We start from the raw sequence: 16,166 nt of genomic DNA, 5'->3' as shown, positions 1-16,166 counted from the left end.
GCCCGCGCCTTTCCGGGAGCCCCCGCCCGCGCCATGACGCCGGACACCGGCGCCAGCGGATCTCCCCTCCAGGCCGCGAGGATGTGCTCCTCGCTGACCAACCCCAACAACCCTCCCCCTTCTCCCACCACGCCCAACAACCGCACCTGGTGCCGCTCCATCTTCCGCAGGGCCGCCAGAAGGGTATCCGTGGGAAAAACGGTGGCGAAAAGGGAGGACCACATTTCCTTCCAAGCCGGTTTCCGCCGCATTGCCACCTCCTCCGAGTCGTTGCCTACATCTCCCTGCAACAGTCCTGCCGGGCGGGTGCCTGCTCACCAATGAACACGGCATGGCCCCGCGGTCCGGCTTAGACTGGCGACGTGACTCGTCGACAGGTGGCACGGTTGGGTCGGATGGCGGACCTCTTTTCGCGAACGATGGTGCGCGGGAAGGAGGGGCTGCTGACGCTCACCTTCCGCCCGGACGAGCTGTACCGGGTGCCCACGGACGACGGGGCCTCCATTGCCCTGGGCCGCTACCACGCCCGAGGCGAGAAGCGCTTCGCCCAGCCCGTCATCCTCTGCCACGGGTTGGGGGCCAACCGCTTCCACATGGACTTCGACGAGCAGTACAGCCTGGCCCGCTACCTGGCCCGGTCCGGCTTCGAGACATGGGTGCTGGAGCTGCGGGGCCGGGGGCTGGCGGGCGACTGCCCGGATTTCAACTTCGATGACCAGGCCGAGCACGACGTGCGCACCGCGGTGCGGACCGTCTTGTCCACAGGTGCGAAGGAAGTGCTCTGGGTAGGTCACTCCAAGGGCGGGCTGATGCTCTACGCCCACCTGGCGAAGACGCCGCAGGCGCCCGTGCGGGCGGCCGTCGCCCTGGGCAGCCCCTTCACCTTCGCGGTGCAGCCGGGCCTGCGCACCTTCATCCAGAAGGTGGAGCCGGTGCTGAAGCTGCGGGTCATCCCCACCAGCCGCGTCACCAGCATCGCCCTGTTCGGCGCGCCGCCGGGGCCCATGAGCCGCTACATGATGCTGGCGGAGAACATGGAGACGGAGGTGGTGCGGCGCGCGCTGGCCAACGTGCCCGCCGACATCGCCGGCGGCGTGGGGCGCCAGTTCGCGCGGTGGATCACCACCAATCGCTTCACGTCCTACAACGGCGAGTTCGACTACCGCGAGTCCCTGTCCCGGGTGACCATCCCCTTCCTGCTGCTGGCGGGCAGCAAGGACCTGCTGGCCCCCCCCATGGCGGTGGCGCGCGCCAAGGAGTACCTGGGCGGGCCGGTGAAGGTCCTGGTCGCCGGCAAGGCCCACGGCTTCGGGGCGGACTACGGGCACGCGGACCTGGTCCTGGGCCGCCGGGCCCCGGACGAAATCTTCCCCCTGGTGGAGGCGTTCCTCTCCGCACACGCGACGCAGCCGTAGGCCCGGTGAGGTTGTCCGGCCCTGCCCGGCGTGCTACCGGAACGGGCCTCGCGCCATGACTGACGGCTTGCCAATCTGGAGCCCTCCCCCTCACGAGGCCCCGCGCATGCGCTTTTCTCCCACCCGCGCCTTCCTGGTCCCACTCGCCATCGCCCTGGCCGCGGGGGTGGGTATGCCCGCCTGCACCAAGCCCGTGATGGAGACGCCGGAGGCCCTGGTGGTCGCCAGCGTCAACGGCGAGGTGCTCAGCCGGGCGGACTTCGAACAGGAGCTGTGGCGCGAGCTGGCGCTGACGGACGTGTCCCAGCGCACCTTGGAGGACGTGGAGCCCTTCAAGCGCGCGCTCCTCGACACGTACATCCACCGGATGCTGCTGCTGCAGGAGGCTCGCAAGCACAACATCACCGTCACCCCGGAGGAGGTGGACCGGGGGGTGCTGCGGCTGTCCGGGGACTATCCGGCGGGCAACTTCAACGAGGTCCTGGCCCAGGGGCAGCTCTCCATGGCGGAGCTGCGCTCGCGGGAAGCAAGCCGGCTGACCATCGAGAAGCTGTTCGCCAGCCACGTCTATTCGCGCGTGGCGGTGACGGAAGAAGAACTGCGGGCCTGGTACGGCGCGCACGAGAAGGACTTCCACGAGCCCGAGCAGGTCCACGCCGCGCAAATCGTGGTGAAGGGCCTGGACGAGGCACGGCGGCTGCAAACCCAGCTCAAGTCCGGCAAGAAGTTCGCGGACCTGGCGCGCAGGTATTCGCTCAGCGCGGACGCCAAGGTGGGAGGCGACCTGGGGTTCTTCCCGCGGGGGCAGATGCCGCCCGCCTTCGACGAGGTGGTATTCAAGCTGGGGGTGGGGCAGGTTTCGGACGTGGTGTCCACCGAGTACGGCTTCCACCTGTTCCGCGTGCTGGAGCGCAAGCCAGCGCGCAAGCGGGAGTTCGTGGAAGTCCGTTCGCTGGTGGAGGGCAAGCTGCTGGAGCAGAAGCGGTCGCAGGCGCAGGAGACGTTCGAACAGGAGCTGCGGCAGAAGGCGCAGGTCCAGGTGAACGAGGCCACGTTGCAGGCCATCCGCGGGCGTCCGGCGCCTCAGCAGGCGACGGCGGAGTGACGACGGAATCGAAGACCGGGGCGGCGGTTGGACGCGCCCGGGGTGGTACGGAAGGATGGCGGGAATGAAGAAGCTGGTGGCGGCAATCGCGGCGGTGGCGCTCCTGGGGAGCGGCGGCGCGGCGCACGCGGAGCTGGTGGACAAGGTGGCCGCGGTGGTGAACCGCGACGTCATCGCGCTGTCCGAGGTGCAGCAGCGCGCGGCGCCGGAGATGGCCCGCGTCAACGACCCGGATCCGCGCAAGCGCGGCGAGCAGCGGCTGCAGCTGATGAAGACGGCCCTGGACACACTCATCGGCGAGAAGCTGATGGAGGCCGAAATCGCGCAGCTGGGCATCACCGCCAGCGAGGCGGAGGTGGATGAGCTGGTGGCGGACGTGCGCCAGCAGAACAACATCACCGACCCCGCGCAGTTCGAGCAGCTCCTGCTGGGTGAAGGCCTCACCATGGCCACCTACCGGGACATGATGCGCAAGCGCATCATGCGTGACCGGCTGCTGCGCATGAAGGTGGGCCCCCAGGTGAAAATCACCGAGGAGGACCTCAAGGCCGCGTACACGCAGTACACGCGCATGGAGAGCGGAGACTCGGAGGTCCACGCGCGCCACATCCTGGTGCAGGTGGACGCCAAGGCCACGGCGGAGCAGGTGGAGGCCGCCAAGAAGCGGGCGGAGGCCATCGCCACGGAAGCGCGCCGGCCGGGCATGGACTTCGCCTCGCTGGCCCGCGCCCGCAGCGAAGGCCCCAGCGCCGCGGACGGCGGTGACCTGGGCTGGTTCAAGCGGGGCGTCATGGTTCCAGCCTTCGAGAAGGCCGCGTTCGGCCTCCCCGAGGGCGGCGTCAGTGAGCCGGTGCGCACCAACTTCGGCTGGCACGTGCTGAAGGTGGAGGAGCGCCGCACGGTGGCCGCCGCGTCCTACGAGGAGATGCGCCCCAAGCTGGAGGGCAAGCTGCTCCAGGAGAAGACGGAGAAGTTCCTCGACCAGTACGTGCAGGAACTGCGGCAGAAGGCCAACGTCGACGTGAAGCTGTAGCCGCCGTGGGCCTTCCGCTCGTCGGAATCTCCCTGGGGGACGTGTCGGGCATCGGGCCGGAGGTGACGGCCGCGGCCCTGACGAAGCCCTCCGTGCGCAAGGCGCTCATCCCCGTCATCTTCGGGGACGGGCCCACGCTGGCGCGCTTCCCCGCCTTCCGCCGCCATGCCCGCGTGGAGCCCTCCGCCCTGGGCCGCGTGGAAGGCCCCACCGTGGTGGAGGTGACGCGGCTGGCGGAGAAGGACCGCGTGCCCGGAAAGCCCTCGCGCGAGGGCGGCCGCGCGCAGTACGCCTTCGTGACGGCGGCCATCGACGCGATGCGGGCTGGACACGTGGACGCGCTGTGCACCGCGCCCGTGTCGAAGGAGCAGATTTCCCGCGCGGGCATCCCCTTCATGGGTCACACCGAGGTGCTGGCGGAGGCCTTCGGCGTGGACGTGATGATGTTGATGGATGGGCCTCGCGTGCGCGTGGCGCTCGCCACCAACCACGTTCCCCTGGCGGACCTTCCGCGCCTGCTCACCGTGGACGGACTGACCGCGCAGCTCAAGCTGCTGTCGCGCAGCCTGGAGCCGGTGGTGGGCCACAAGCCGCGCATCGCCGTGCTGGGGCTCAACCCACACGCGGGCGAAGGTGGCCTCTTGGGGCGCGAAGAGGTGGAGGTGATTGGCCCCGCCATCCGCAAGGCCCGCGCGGCCCGGGTGGACGCGCACGGGCCCATCCCCGCGGACGGGCTCTTCGCGAAGCCCGACGAGGTGGGCGCGCGCTACGACGCGGTGCTGGCCATGTACCACGACCAGGGGCTCATCCCGGCCAAGGCCCTGGACTTCGAGCGCACGGTGAACGTGACGCTGGGCCTGCCCGTGCCGCGCACGTCTCCCGACCACGGCACGGCCTACGCCATCGCCGGCAAGGGTGAGGCGAGCTGCGTGCCCATGGTGGAAGCGCTGCTCAAGGCCGCCCAGCTCGCGGGGGCCCGTCTTTCACACCAGGCAACCGGCCGACGTGCTCGGCCAGGTCCGCGCCGTCCTTCGCCGGGTCGATGAGCTGGACGTGCGCCTCGGCGTCACCAGCCGGGACCACCATCACCGTCACGCGGCCTTCGGGGCACTCCCCCAGGCAGCCCGACTCCACCATCCGCGTCCGCTCCGCGAGCCCCCGTCCCGCCAGAGCCTCCCGCAGCCGGTTCGGCAGGTCCACGCCACCGGCGCTGGTATCCAGCCGCATGAGGCAACAGTGACAGACGTGCAACTCCGTGGGCTCTGAGGGCTCGAACGCTGACATTCCAGGCGGGAGCATAGAAGCAAGAGGTCCGCCCGCACCTCAGAAGATGAAGGGGAAGCGGATGGGCTCCTGCATCCGCACCTGATGCACCGGGAACTTCCAGCGGCGCACCACGTCCTCGATGCAGCGCGACAGCGGCGTGGCGCGCAGCGCGGCGGTGTCCATGGACACGTTGAGCGTCTCACCGCTGGGGAGTACCGACCACTGCACCATGAAGCGGCCACCGGCCTCCATCGGCGTGCCCTGCGCGTGTGAACGCAGGCATGCGGTGATGGCGGGCTGGTTCGTCAGCACCACCTGCTTCACGTCCTCCGGCGTGAGGTGCTCCTTCACGTCCACCGCGGGCGGCACGTAGACGGTGCGCGCGGGCTCCTCCGCCTTCGAGACCTCCGCGTCTTCCGTGAAGCCCAGCTCGCGCGCGAAGGTCTCATCGAGGTCCGCGTACGGCCCCTTCTCCGACGTGTCCTCCTCCACGGCCTCGGCGACAACATCACCCGGTGAAGTCGCGATGGCGTCTTGAGACGCGGCGCCTTCCGCCCCCGTGTCTCCGAAGTCGAGCTCGACGGGCGCGGGCGGCAGGGCCGCCGCCTCGTCTGGCTTCGCGGGGGCCTTGCGCTTGATGGGCGCGGGGCTCACCACCGCGAGCGACTCCGCCACGGGCGTGCCCGGGTTTCGCGCCGGCGCCGAGGCAGGCACGAAGGCGCGCAGTCCCTTCGCCGCGTCCTGAAGAAGCGCCGAACCAATGCCCGGCTGCGTGCTGGAGACAGCCACGGACGACGCGGCAGCGAGCGCCGCGTCCGGCGATGAACCGCTCACGGCGGCCTGCGTGGACGTGCTCGCTCCAATGGTGTGCCCGGACGGAGCGGCGGCGCTCATCGCGACGCCGGCGCCAGCCGAGGACAGGTCCGCCTGGGCGTCACCGCTCGCACCAAGGACAGCGCCGTGCGCCGTGCGCCGGATGGCATCATCGACGCGCACCTGCGTCCCCGTGAAGTCACCACGCACGTAGAGTCCCGCGATCAGCATCAGGCCCGCCGCCAGCGCGCCCACGGCCGCCGCGCCCATCAACTCCCCAGGACGAAGTCCCAGGACACGGCCTGTCTCGGTCGCGCTCGCACCGCGCCACCGCGTGGATTCCAGGTGCGCATGCGGCGGCGCATCACCCCACATGGGCGCATCCGGCGCACGCGCCAGCACATTCTCCGCACGCGGCGGCAACAAGGCGCCCAGGGACGTCACCTTCTTCGCTCCAGGCGACGTGCGCATCCACTCGGGAATCTCCACCGTGGGCTCGGGCAACACGTCCAGCGTGTGCGAGGTGGACGACGGCAGGCGTTCCAGCCACTCCGTCTCCTCCTCCGCGAGTGCGAGCAGCGCGCGCATGCTCGCGGAAACATCCGTCACGGGCGCAGGGTCTTCCACGGCCACGTCGTCTTCACACGCCTCGAGAAGCTCACGGTCGAGATACGCGTCGAGGTCTCCCTCGAGCGCCTCGCTCACGCTCACCGTGCAGCGCGGCTCCAGCGCACCCGGAGTGCCTTTGCCCTGAGTACGGAACTGCCCTTCAGCTCCGGAAAGAAGCTCGTCCACACGCCCTCCCTCGCCCGCGCTGCACTCACCGGCCCTGACTTCGACAAGGCGTGCAACGTAGGAACCAGTCCTCGTCGCGCCACCCCCCACTGTTCGTCCTAGAACGCTGTGCCCCCTGGAGGCACCGCGCCTGTCCACTGCTTCACCGGGTCAACTCACGGCGGATGGCGCACGCGGCCCCGCAACTTCGCGCTCTGGAAATTCATTCCGCACGCGTGCATCCGCGCCGTACTCACGACACCTCATGTATCAATCACTCCTGCATCCACCCCGCTGGCCGCCTCTGCGTGCGGCCATGTTTCCACCCGGAGTCAGTCACCCATGAGCACGACTTCCACCGACGACATCCGCACGCTGACGGAGCTCGAAGGCCGCGTCATGCGCGCCATCCAGACGAAGGACCTGGAGGCCATCAAGTCGCTCACGACCGAGGACTTCATCTATCGCGGCGCGGACGGCGCGGAGATGAACCGTGACGCGTTCATCGTGGGCATCGCCGAAATCCCCGGTGACATCACGTCCGTCGAAGCCGAAAAAATGAAGTCCCACGTCTTCGGTGACACGGGCGTGCTGGCCGGCATCCAGCGCTCACAGCTGCGCATGACGGACGGCAGCGAGGTCACCGACGCCGTGTACTTCACCGACGTGTGGCAGCGCCGCGACGGAACGTGGCGCATGGTATTCGCGCACAGCAGCCCGGCCGCGCCCACCGAGACACAGCAGGCGCCCGAAGGCGCACCGCAGCAGCAGTAACCTCTGCCCTGGCGTCCCACGAGGACGTTGCGCAACCCACACCCCGATGCGCGGCGTCAGGCGCCGCGCACCCCACATCGCAGCGCCTCCTACGCGGAGCGCGCATCCTGATACACTCCGAGACAGGGAGGCCGTCATGATGCAGCTCTTGCACGGTGAGCGCCGGTGGCGCCTGCCTGCCCAGGGGGAAGACTGGCTCATCGTACCGTCCGTCGACCTGGAGCGGCTGAAGCACCCGCAGACTCCGGTCCCCGACGTCTTCGTCAGCTCCGCCTTGAAGCGCTGGCTGGCCACCTCCGCCGCGCACACGCTATATGCGATGTACGAAGCGCTCGGAGGCAGCCGCCCGCTGGGGCTGTCCGGCCTGGAGCGTGGCCGGTACGAGCAGCGCCTTCAGCAGCGGCTCACCGAGGCCTTCGTGCATGGGGAGTTGGTGGCGCTCCCCATGGCGCGGCCGGTGCTGCTGCCCACGCCCTGGCCGGAATCACCGCCGCTGACGTCCGAGGAAGCCCCCGTCGAGGAACAGACGTGGCTGGCCATCGAGCTGAAGGACGAGGAGGGCAACCCCATCCCCCACGCGCGCTACCGGGTGACGCTCCCGGATGGGAGCACGCGCGAGGGCACCCTCAACAAGAATGGCTACGCGCGCGTGGACGGCGTGAATCCCGGCCAGTGCCAGGTCACCTTCCCGGAGCTGGACGGGCAGAGCTGGTCATGACGGCCTCGATGTCCGAGGCCTCCTTGGGGATGGCGGCGGTGAGCACCTCGTTGCCATCCGGAGTGACGAGCACGTCGTCCTCGATGCGGATGCCGCGCACGTCAGCGTAGCGCGCCAGCACGTCTCGCTGGAGCCTGTCCTTCGCGCGCGCCATGAGCCGCGCGTCCGACAGGATGGCGGGCACCTGGTACATGCCGGGCTCAATCGTCACCGCCATGCCGGGCTCCAAATCCCGGTCCAGCCGCAGCGAGCGGTGCCCGAACTCCTGCGAGCGCGTGCGGCCCGGCGCGTAGCCCGCCCGGTCTCCCAGGTCCTCCATGTCATGCACGTCCAGCCCCAGCAGGTGGCCCACGCCGTGCGGGAAGAAGAGCGCGGTGACGCCGTCCACCACCAGCTCCTCCGGGTCCCCACGGAGGATGCCCAGCGCCACCAGGCCACGCGCCATCTCCCGGTGCGCGGCCAGGTGCACGTCGCGGTAGCGCGTCCCCGGCTGGACCGCGGCGATGCTGGCCTTCTGCATGCGCAGCACGACGTCGTACAGCTCGCGCTGCGTCGTGCTGAAGCGCCCCGTCACCGGCCACGTGCGCGTCACGTCACAGGCGAAGCCTGCGGGACTCTCTCCTCCCACGTCGGCCAGCAGCAGGTCCCCCTCGCGCAGCGTGTGGTCATAGCGCAGGTTGTGCAGCACCTCGCCGTGCACGGTGACGATGGGCTGATACGCCGGTCGCGCGTCGCGCGAGACGAACTCCGCCTCCATCGCGGCGCGCACCGCGGCCTCCAGGATGCCCGGCCGCGTGGCGCGCATGCCCGCCATGTGGGCCAGCACCGTGACTTCCGCGGCCTGACGCAGCTGCGCCTGCGCGGCATCGTCGTGGCGAAGCCGCAGCGCAATCATCGCGTCCGCCAGCGGCACGTCCACCGCCGCCAGGTGGCCGGGACGCACCTCGCGGCCCAGCAACGCGGCCACGTCCAGGCACGTCTCCAGGTCCGGCGTGGGCAGCGTCGCCACGTCGCGGCCCTTCAGCGCCGCGGGCAACTCGGCGCGCGAGCGCACGGTGCACCCCGTCCGCTCCGCGATTTCAGCGAAGCCGGGCACCGCGCCGTCCCACAGCGCGTCGTCGGGGCCGGGCTCGGGCAGGTACAGCGTCCAGCCCTGGCCGTCATACAGGCCCACGCCGTCCGGCGCCGCGAGCCCGAAGAGGTAGAGGAAGTGGCTCGACGCCCGAAAGGGGAACTGGTCGGCGGCGTAGTTGCGCGGGCGGGGACGGCTCGACGCCAGCAGCGCGGCTGTGCCCCCCAGGGCTTTCGCCAGCTGCTCCCGCCGTCGGGTGAGAGCAGAGCGCTCGGAAACGGAAGGGAGCAGCATTCTGGAACCTCGCGTTCAGGCACCCAGCGGGCGCTGGGGCAACAGCTTGAAAAGGAAGGCCAGCAGGTCGTCGAAGTGGCCGCCCTTCCGGAAGACGGCGTCCACCGGCATGTCGATCTTCCCGTCATGACCGGTGACGAAGACGACCTTGGTCTTCGGCATGTGGTGGCGCACCAGCGGAATCAGCCCCGTCCCAAAGCCATCACCCAGGCTCTGGTCCAACAGCACGGCGTCATACGCGCGAGGCCGGTTCAATAATCCCGCGGCCTCCGAATAGGAGCCAGCGGTGACGACCGCGAAGCCCGCATCCTCCAAGAGCGCGGACAGCGTCATCCGGTTGGAAGGGTCGTCTTCCACGAGCAGCAGGCAACGCCCGAACGTCCAGTTCGTCTCCATCACTTGCTCCCCCGAGTCACGTCATTCCGGTCATGGGCCCCCGCCTCCGGGCCCGTGAATTGGATTTCCACGTAGGTGCCCCCGGAGGGGCCCGCGCCCAGGTCCAGTTGCCAGCCATGCCGCACGGCCGTCCGGTGGACGATGCTCAGCCCCAGCCCCGCGTGGTGGGGCCGCGTGGTGAAGAAGGGCTCCAGGGCGCGCGAGTACGCCTCCGCCGCCAGGCCCTCTCCGGTGTCCTCCACGCGCAGGCACACGCCGCTTTCGGCGTCGTGCGTGCGCACCGTGAGCGTCCCGCCGCGCGGCATGGCCTCCAGCGCGTTGTCCACGAGGCAGCGCACCAGCAGCGCCAGGTCCTCCACCTCCAACGGGACGCCGCCCTGCTCCTTCAGGTCGCGCACCACCTCCACCGACGGCGGCACCTGGGCCTCGGCCAGCGCGCGCTCCACGCCATCGCGAGCGCTGCACCGGGGACGCGTGCCGCCGGTGGGCGGCGGCGCGCGCTTGGAGAGCACGTCCTCGGCGGACGTCAGCTCCTTTTCGATGAGCTGGAAGAAGGTCTCCACGCGCGGGTCCGCGCTCCAGAGGTCCGTCTTCTTCACCTGCCGCATCAAGTAGAACGAGGCGTTGCGGATGCTGGCCAGCTTGTTGCGCAGGTCGTGCCGCAGGGTGGAGGCGACCACGTCCGCCACCGCCGCCCGCTCACGCGCCTGGAGGTCTCTGCCTGCCATGGGTCAAATCCTCGCGCCTTGCAGCCCTTGTTGAGGCCGGCCTCGGACCCTTGCAATCGCCTGCACCAGCTCGCGCAATGGTACCGGCTTGGTCATGCACACCACCGCGCCTTGCGCCGCCACCCTGCGGAGCATCTCCGGCACCACGTGGCCGGACACGGCGATGATGGCGACGGACAGATTCGCCGCGCGCACCTTGGACACCAGCTCCGGCCCGCTCATCTCCGGCATCACCAGGTCCAGCACGCAGACGTCGTACTCCCCCGAACGCAACGAGGACAACGCCTCCTCGCCGCTGTACACGGCGCGCGCGCGCAACCCCACCGTGCTCAGGGCGCGCACCATGCCGCGCGCCACCTGTTCGGTGTCGTCCACCACCAGGACCTGCGGCGCCGCCGCCGCGCGCAGCACCGTGTCCAGCGCGTGCGCCACGTCGAAGGGCTTGGGCAGCACGGTGAAGGCGCCCTCGGCGAGCGCGTCATCCACCAGCTCCTCCGCCGTGAAGGCCGTCATCAGCACCACCGGCATGTCGGGGCGCTCCTGCTTGATGCGGCGCAAGAGCTCCACGCCGTGCAGGCCGGGCATGCGGATGTCCGTGAGCACCACGTCCACGGATTGCTTCTCCAGGAGGCGCAAGGCCTCCTCACCATTGGCCGCCTCGAGGACCGTGTGGCCCTCCAGCTCCAGGTTCGCGGCCAAGGTGATGCGAAGCGACTCCTCGTCGTCGACCAGCAGGATGCGCGCGGGGGCCACTGCGACGTCCTCCATCATGCGGCCTGGGCCGCCGCTGCCGCGGGGAGCTCGATGAGGAACTCACTACCCCGCTCCGCTTCGCTGCGCACAGAGATTGTGCCGCCATGACGTTGCACCATGTTGGCGACAATGGCCAGTCCCAAGCCGGTGCCACGCGTCTTCGTGGTGAAGAGCGGTTCGAAAATCTTGGGCAACACCTCCGGAGGAATCCCCGCGCCGTCATCCATGACCCGGATGCGCCAGGGACTCGCGTCTCCACCTTCCGCTACGACTGAAACCACTCCATTGCGCCCCACGGGCATGGCCTCCACCGCGTTCTGCACCAGATTCACCAGGACCTGACGGAACTGCTCCTTGTCCAGGTGCGGCACCGGCAACGACTCCGGCACGTCATTGACGATTCGCACGCCTTCCCGCTGCGGCACCACGCCAATGGCCTCGTCCACCAACGGGCGCAGCGGACACGGCTGGAGCGCGGGCGGGCGCTCGCGGGCGAAGTCGAGCAGGTCGGAGATGATTTTCGCGCAGGCGTTCAGCTCGCGCTCCATCAGCCCCAGGAACTGGGGGACCCGTGGGTCATCCGCGGCCCCTGCTGGGTCCCTCGTGAGCTTCCGGGAGAGATAGGCGTGGGAGTTGCGCACGGCGGCCAGCGGGTTTCGCAGCTCGTGCCCCACGCTGGCGGCCAGCTGCCCCACCGCGGCCAGCTTCTCCACGCGGATGAGGTGCTCCTGGAAGCCGCTGAGCTCGCGCAGGGCGCGGTCCAGCTCGCGCGCCTTCGCGTGCTCCCGTTCGCGGGCCAGCTCCAGCTCCGCCCGGCGCACCGCCACCTCGCGCAGCTCGCGCAACATGCCCCGGCACGAATACACCAGCACCACGTCGATGAAGGCCACCCAGAAGGCGTGCTCCACGAACCGCCACAGCTCCGGCGGAAGCCCACCGTAGAGCGAGTGTGACCACATGGTGCCGCGCATCACGTGGTCCACGACGGTGGTGATGCTCGCGGTGAGCAGCACCCACGGGTCGCGGTACAGCGCCAGGAAGGCCAGCGAGCCGAAGATGTGGAAGTGCGTCTCCACCCGGCCGTCCGTCAGGTAGATGAGCAGCGAGGACCAGAGCGCCTGACACACGGCCACCACGTGACGCGTGGGCGTGGAGCCCGGGCGCCAGCGGGCCATCACCATGGGGAAGGCGCTGAGCAGCGTCCCCACCAGCACGGCCGCCTGGAGCTGCGCGCCGCTGCCCCGCGGACCGAACAGCGCGATGACGATGCCCACCGCCCACTGGCCCAGCATCAGCCCCGCGAAGAGCCGGTCCGTGCGGACCCGCACCGCGGACAGGTGCTCGCGGAACAACCGCGCGGCGCGCTCCTTGAGCGCCATGGGCGGGGTGGGCGGACTGGACGTCTCGTCGCGCGCTGGGCTCATGGCACGCTCCCCCGGGGATCTTCCAGCTCACAGCCGTAGACGGCGTGCCCGACCAACGCCTCCGGCGGCGCGTCCCCCAGCAGCGCCTCCACCGCGGCGCGCCCGGCGTTGTCGCCCACGTGGCCCCGGGCCGTGGTGATGCCGCCGCTGAAGCGCAGCGCCCCACCCGCGTCGTAGAAGAGCACCTGACCGGAGGTGACGGCGCCGAAGCGCTCCGCCTGGACGCCGCCCTCGTCGCGCAGGGCGGTGACGCCCGGAATCGCCGCCGCGGAGCGCCACAGCTCGCCCTGCTCCCAATCCTTGCCGGTGCCCTCGGGCTTGAGGAAGAGCACGAAGGCGTCGAGCCGCCCCTGTGCCTTCGCCATCACCAACGAGAGCTCGCCCATGCTCGCGCGCGTGCAGGGACAGAGCGGGTGCGCCAGCATCACCAGCGTGGGACGGCCCTCCACGCGTGGCACGGTGGAGTCCCCGGGCCAGCGCGCGGGTGCCGCCAGGGACTCGCCGGGCGTGAGGGAATAGCGAGCCATGGCGAGCGAACCCGCCACGATGCCGACGAGCCAGACGACGCCGGTCACCACCCACCACCCACGCTTGCCCCCGGGGCGCCTCATCGCTCACCCCCCGGGTTCGCGCACGACCCATGCAGGCGTCCCGCGCACGGAGCCGTGGCGGACTTGGCAAATGAGGCTGTCGAGTGGACGGCGGCGGTGGTGACGAGGTGGGGAGCCTCGGCGTCGACCCGCAGCACCTGGAGGCGCTGGGCTTTCATGGCGTGACAAGCCACACGATAGCGCCCAGCACCCCAGGTCTGTCAGGGGTTTGAATGGCAAATGTTCGGAATGTGCGCCGCGCGACCGCCCAGTTGGATGTCTGTAATGGGAATGAAGCGCCGCGCGAGCGACACCGTCACCCGTGGTGCGTGTTGAGCCCGTCCGCGTAGTGTTGAAGCTGGCGCCTGGCGGCGTCGAACGCGTCCGTCACCGCTTGATAGGCATCCTCGTGCCCGGTGCGCGCCTGCGGATCCCGGCTGGCGACGATGTTCCTTCCTGGCACACTCACATCCACGCGCACGTGGAAATGCCTGCCGTGCTGCTTGTGCCGGTGCGGCTCCTCCACCACCACGTGGCACCCCACGATGCCGTCGTAGAACTGCTCCAGCTTGCCGGCGTGGTCGCGGATGTGCTCGCTCAGGGCCTCGCTCGTCTCCATGCCCCGATAGGTGATTTGCAGCGCTCGGTTCATCGTCCGCCTCGCGTGGTGGTGCCCCCGGGAAGGAGGCATCGGGTTGCATTCCCTTCCCGATGCATTTGCGCGGCCAGCGCGCCAGGTCCGCGAAATTCCATCAAACGCCACGCAAACCACACGCTGCGTTTGCGGCGAAATGGGACACCGCGCAGTCTCTGCGGGGCGATTTGCCCCACCCGCCCTGAGCGGCGGACGTGGGCCCGCCCGGCTCCGCGCTCAACCCAGGGCCGCCACCTCCAGCACCGCCGCGCCGTGCACCTGGCCTCGCCTCAGCGCGGTGAGGGCATCGTTGGCGGCGGACAGTGGGAAGGTCTGCACCCATGTGCGCACCGGCACCTTGGGCGCGAGCGCGAGGAAGTCCAGCGCATCCGCCCGGGTGAGGTTCGCCACCGAGCGCACCACCCGCTCCTCCCACAGCAGCGCGTAGGGGAACGCGGGGATGTCGCTCATGTGGATGCCGCCGCACACCACCACGCCGGCCTTGTCCACCGCCCGGAGCGCGGCGGGCACCAGCGCGCCCACGGGCGCGAAGAGGATGGCCGCGTCCAGCCGCTCCGGAGGCACGGTGTCCGAACCCCCGGCCCACTCCGCGCCCAGCTCCCGCGCGAACCGTTGGCCCTCCACGTCCCCCGGCCGGGTGAAGGCGAAGACGCGCCGGCCTTGGTGGCGCGCGACCTGGATGAGCAGGTGCGCCGCGGCGCCGAAGCCGTAGAAACCCAGCAGACGGCGCTCCCTCCCCGCCATGCGGAGACTGCGAAAGCCGATGAGGCCCGCGCACATCAATGGCGCGGCGTGGACGTCGGAGTACTCGGGCGGCAGGGGGAAGCAGAAGCGCTGGTGGGCCACCGTGAACTCCGCGTAGCCACCATCAAGCTGGTACCCCGTGAAGCGCGCCTGCTCGCAGAGGTTCTCCTGGCCGGACAGACAGAAGCGGCAGTGGCCACAGCTCCAGCCGAGCCAGGGGACGCCCACTCGCGTGCCCACGGGAATGGCCGTCGCCCGCTCGCCCGCCGCCTCCACCGTGGCCACGATTTCATGTCCAGGCACCAGCGGCAGCTTGGGCTTCGGGAGCTCACCGTCCACGACGTGCAGGTCGGTGCGGCAGACCGCGCAGGCGCGCACGCGGAGCAACAGCTCCTCCGGGCCGGGGCGAGGAATGGGAAGCCGCGTCTCATACAGGGGCTGCCCGACCTCGCGCAGCACCATCGCGCGCATGCTTCCTTCCATGCTTCACCCCCTGGCGCCGCGCGCTCCAGCGCGGCGCACCCGAGAGGAAGATGGGAGGGGCTCCTCAAATCTGCACGCCCGCGAGCAGGCCCGGCCACATGCGCACGGTGGTGCGGCCCTCGTCCGCGACGTGGCGCCACTGCGGCCCGATGCCCAGCTCCTTCCACGGGTCGCTGTCATCCCAGGTGACGAGCGTGTTGGCGCTGACGCCACCGAACACCGCGAAGTGCCGCGCCACCTGCCAGCCCGCCGTCAACCGGAGCTGCGCCAGGACATGGTTCGTGTCGTCGAAGAGCCGCTTCGTGTGGACGGTGCTGCTCACCGCGTCGATGTCGAAGAAGAAGCGGCCCGCGGGGATGTGGCCGCCCAGGCCCGCGCCCATGACATAGCGGCGGCGGTCCTCGTCGATGGAGGGGCTGTAGCCCACCGTGAACAGCGAGTAGATGTGACGGCCGCCCAGCTTCACGCCCACGTTGGTGAGCGCCACGTCACTGGCCCAGACCTGCACATGCGCCTGCCCGCCGCCGACGAAGCTGAGGAGGCCCACCGCCTCGCCGTCCAGTTCGCGGGCCACGTTGAGGATGCCCACCTGCGCGCCCGACACGTTGCTGGCGATGTTGACGATGCCCACCTGCGCGCCATCCACCTCACCGCCCACGTTGATGATGGAGAGCTGGGCGCCGGAGAGATTCCGCGCGTAGCTGACACCCGAGGACATCTGGAGCCCCGTCATCTGCCCCGCCACGTTGAGGCCCGCGGTGGCCTGGAGCCCGTGGACCCGCCCTGCCGCGATGTTGGCGCCCACCGCGGCCTGGAGCCCGCGCATCGGGCCGCCCGACACGTTGGCGCCCACGCCGAGCTGCGCGCCCAGCAGGCCCTTCCCCGCGACGTTGACGGCCACGGCCATCTGCGTGCCATTCACCTCGCCCGAAGCGATGTTGCCCCCCACCGCGAGCTGCGCGCCTTCCGCGCTCCCGCGCACCACGTTGACGCCCACCGTGGACTGGAGGCCCAGCAGGTCCGCGCCGGCCACGTTCGCGCCCACGGAGAACTGGGCGCCCGTCACCGGCCCCCGGGCCAGGTTGGCGCCCACCGCGAACTGCGCGCCGCTCAGCCCGCCCTCCCCCAC

17 protein-coding genes are annotated in these 16,166 nt (G+C 70.3%); 6 read left to right on the top strand and 11 right to left on the bottom strand.

The window, feature by feature from the left end; translation table 11 throughout:
- A partial coding sequence (locus HNV26_RS33500; RefSeq protein ID WP_253817295.1) for a CBS domain-containing protein occupies positions 1 to 224 on the bottom strand: 224 nt, incomplete at its 3' end.
- Between the two features lie 171 nt (positions 225 to 395).
- Here HNV26_RS33500 and HNV26_RS33495 point away from each other — a divergent pair.
- The 4 genes from HNV26_RS33495 (at position 396) to pdxA (ending at position 4,599) form a co-directional block, all read left to right on the top strand.
- Complete coding sequence (locus HNV26_RS33495) at positions 396 to 1,415, top strand: alpha/beta fold hydrolase (RefSeq protein WP_141594481.1); 1,020 nt, start codon at positions 396 to 398, stop codon at positions 1,413 to 1,415.
- A gap of 106 nt (positions 1,416 to 1,521) precedes the next feature.
- A complete protein-coding gene (locus tag HNV26_RS33490; protein ID WP_171410528.1) occupies positions 1,522 to 2,520 on the top strand; it encodes a peptidylprolyl isomerase in 999 nt (332 codons plus the stop codon).
- 64 nt (positions 2,521 to 2,584) lie between these two features.
- The gene (locus tag HNV26_RS33485; protein ID WP_171444965.1) at positions 2,585 to 3,553 is read left to right on the top strand and encodes a peptidylprolyl isomerase; all 969 of its coding nucleotides are present in this window, start codon (positions 2,585 to 2,587) and stop codon (positions 3,551 to 3,553) included.
- A 5-nt stretch (positions 3,554 to 3,558) separates the two neighbouring features.
- The gene (gene pdxA, locus HNV26_RS33480) at positions 3,559 to 4,599 is read left to right on the top strand and encodes a 4-hydroxythreonine-4-phosphate dehydrogenase PdxA (RefSeq protein ID WP_171444964.1); all 1,041 of its coding nucleotides are present in this window, start codon (positions 3,559 to 3,561) and stop codon (positions 4,597 to 4,599) included.
- Positions 4,600 to 4,876: 277 nt separating this feature from the next.
- Here pdxA and HNV26_RS33475 read toward each other — a convergent pair whose 3' ends face one another.
- The gene (locus HNV26_RS33475) at positions 4,877 to 6,427 is read right to left on the bottom strand and encodes an AgmX/PglI C-terminal domain-containing protein (RefSeq protein ID WP_171444962.1); all 1,551 of its coding nucleotides are present in this window, start codon (positions 6,425 to 6,427) and stop codon (positions 4,877 to 4,879) included.
- Positions 6,428 to 6,748: 321 nt separating this feature from the next.
- Between HNV26_RS33475 and HNV26_RS33470 the strand changes: the two genes are divergently transcribed.
- Positions 6,749 to 7,180 (top strand): nuclear transport factor 2 family protein, encoded by a 432-nt coding sequence (locus HNV26_RS33470; RefSeq protein ID WP_171444961.1) that lies wholly within the window; start codon positions 6,749 to 6,751, stop codon positions 7,178 to 7,180.
- Between the two features lie 136 nt (positions 7,181 to 7,316).
- Positions 7,317 to 7,898, top strand: coding sequence for a carboxypeptidase-like regulatory domain-containing protein (locus tag HNV26_RS33465; RefSeq protein ID WP_253817294.1), 582 nt, complete (start codon positions 7,317 to 7,319; stop codon positions 7,896 to 7,898).
- Here the strand turns inward: HNV26_RS33465 and HNV26_RS33460 are convergent.
- From HNV26_RS33460 to HNV26_RS33420, 9 genes are all read right to left on the bottom strand, one after another.
- The gene (locus tag HNV26_RS33460) at positions 7,861 to 9,264 is read right to left on the bottom strand and encodes an aminopeptidase P family protein (protein WP_171444959.1); all 1,404 of its coding nucleotides are present in this window, start codon (positions 9,262 to 9,264) and stop codon (positions 7,861 to 7,863) included. The two genes, HNV26_RS33465 and HNV26_RS33460, sit on opposite strands and share 38 nt — an antisense overlap.
- Positions 9,265 to 9,279: 15 nt before the next feature.
- Positions 9,280 to 9,660, bottom strand: coding sequence for a response regulator (locus tag HNV26_RS33455; RefSeq protein ID WP_013936365.1), 381 nt, complete (start codon positions 9,658 to 9,660; stop codon positions 9,280 to 9,282).
- Entirely contained in the window at positions 9,660 to 10,388 is a 729-nt protein-coding gene (locus HNV26_RS33450; protein WP_171444958.1) for a sensor histidine kinase, read from the bottom strand. Before HNV26_RS33450 ends, HNV26_RS33455 begins: the two co-directional genes overlap by 1 nt.
- Positions 10,389 to 10,391: 3 nt before the next feature.
- On the bottom strand, positions 10,392 to 11,159 hold the full coding sequence (locus tag HNV26_RS33445) for a response regulator (protein ID WP_090486563.1): 768 nt from the start codon (positions 11,157 to 11,159) through the stop codon (positions 10,392 to 10,394).
- A complete protein-coding gene (locus HNV26_RS33440) occupies positions 11,156 to 12,565 on the bottom strand; it encodes a sensor histidine kinase (RefSeq protein ID WP_171444957.1) in 1,410 nt (469 codons plus the stop codon). Before HNV26_RS33440 ends, HNV26_RS33445 begins: the two co-directional genes overlap by 4 nt.
- Positions 12,562 to 13,176, bottom strand: a complete 615-nt coding sequence (locus HNV26_RS33435) for a thioredoxin domain-containing protein (RefSeq protein ID WP_171444956.1) — start codon at positions 13,174 to 13,176, stop codon at positions 12,562 to 12,564. The genes HNV26_RS33440 and HNV26_RS33435 overlap by 4 nt, the downstream gene beginning before the upstream one ends.
- Positions 13,177 to 13,471: 295 nt before the next feature.
- On the bottom strand, positions 13,472 to 13,807 hold the full coding sequence (locus tag HNV26_RS33430) for an HPF/RaiA family ribosome-associated protein (protein ID WP_171444955.1): 336 nt from the start codon (positions 13,805 to 13,807) through the stop codon (positions 13,472 to 13,474).
- A 219-nt stretch (positions 13,808 to 14,026) separates the two neighbouring features.
- Positions 14,027 to 15,037 carry a zinc-dependent alcohol dehydrogenase family protein gene (locus tag HNV26_RS33425; RefSeq protein ID WP_171444954.1) on the bottom strand — a complete coding sequence of 337 codons (1,011 nt, stop codon included), beginning with the start codon at positions 15,035 to 15,037 and terminating at the stop codon, positions 14,027 to 14,029.
- A gap of 64 nt (positions 15,038 to 15,101) precedes the next feature.
- On the bottom strand, positions 15,102 to 16,166 hold a 1,065-nt coding region (locus tag HNV26_RS33420; RefSeq protein WP_436410071.1), incomplete at its 5' end, for an LA_2272 family surface repeat-containing protein.

Origin of the sequence: Myxococcus xanthus (assembly GCF_013116825.1) — a bacterium.
Taxonomy (GTDB): domain Bacteria; phylum Myxococcota; class Myxococcia; order Myxococcales; family Myxococcaceae; genus Myxococcus; species Myxococcus xanthus_B.
The sequence above is the reverse complement of the archived record's forward strand: the minus strand, read 5'-3'. Positions and strand labels throughout refer to the sequence as shown.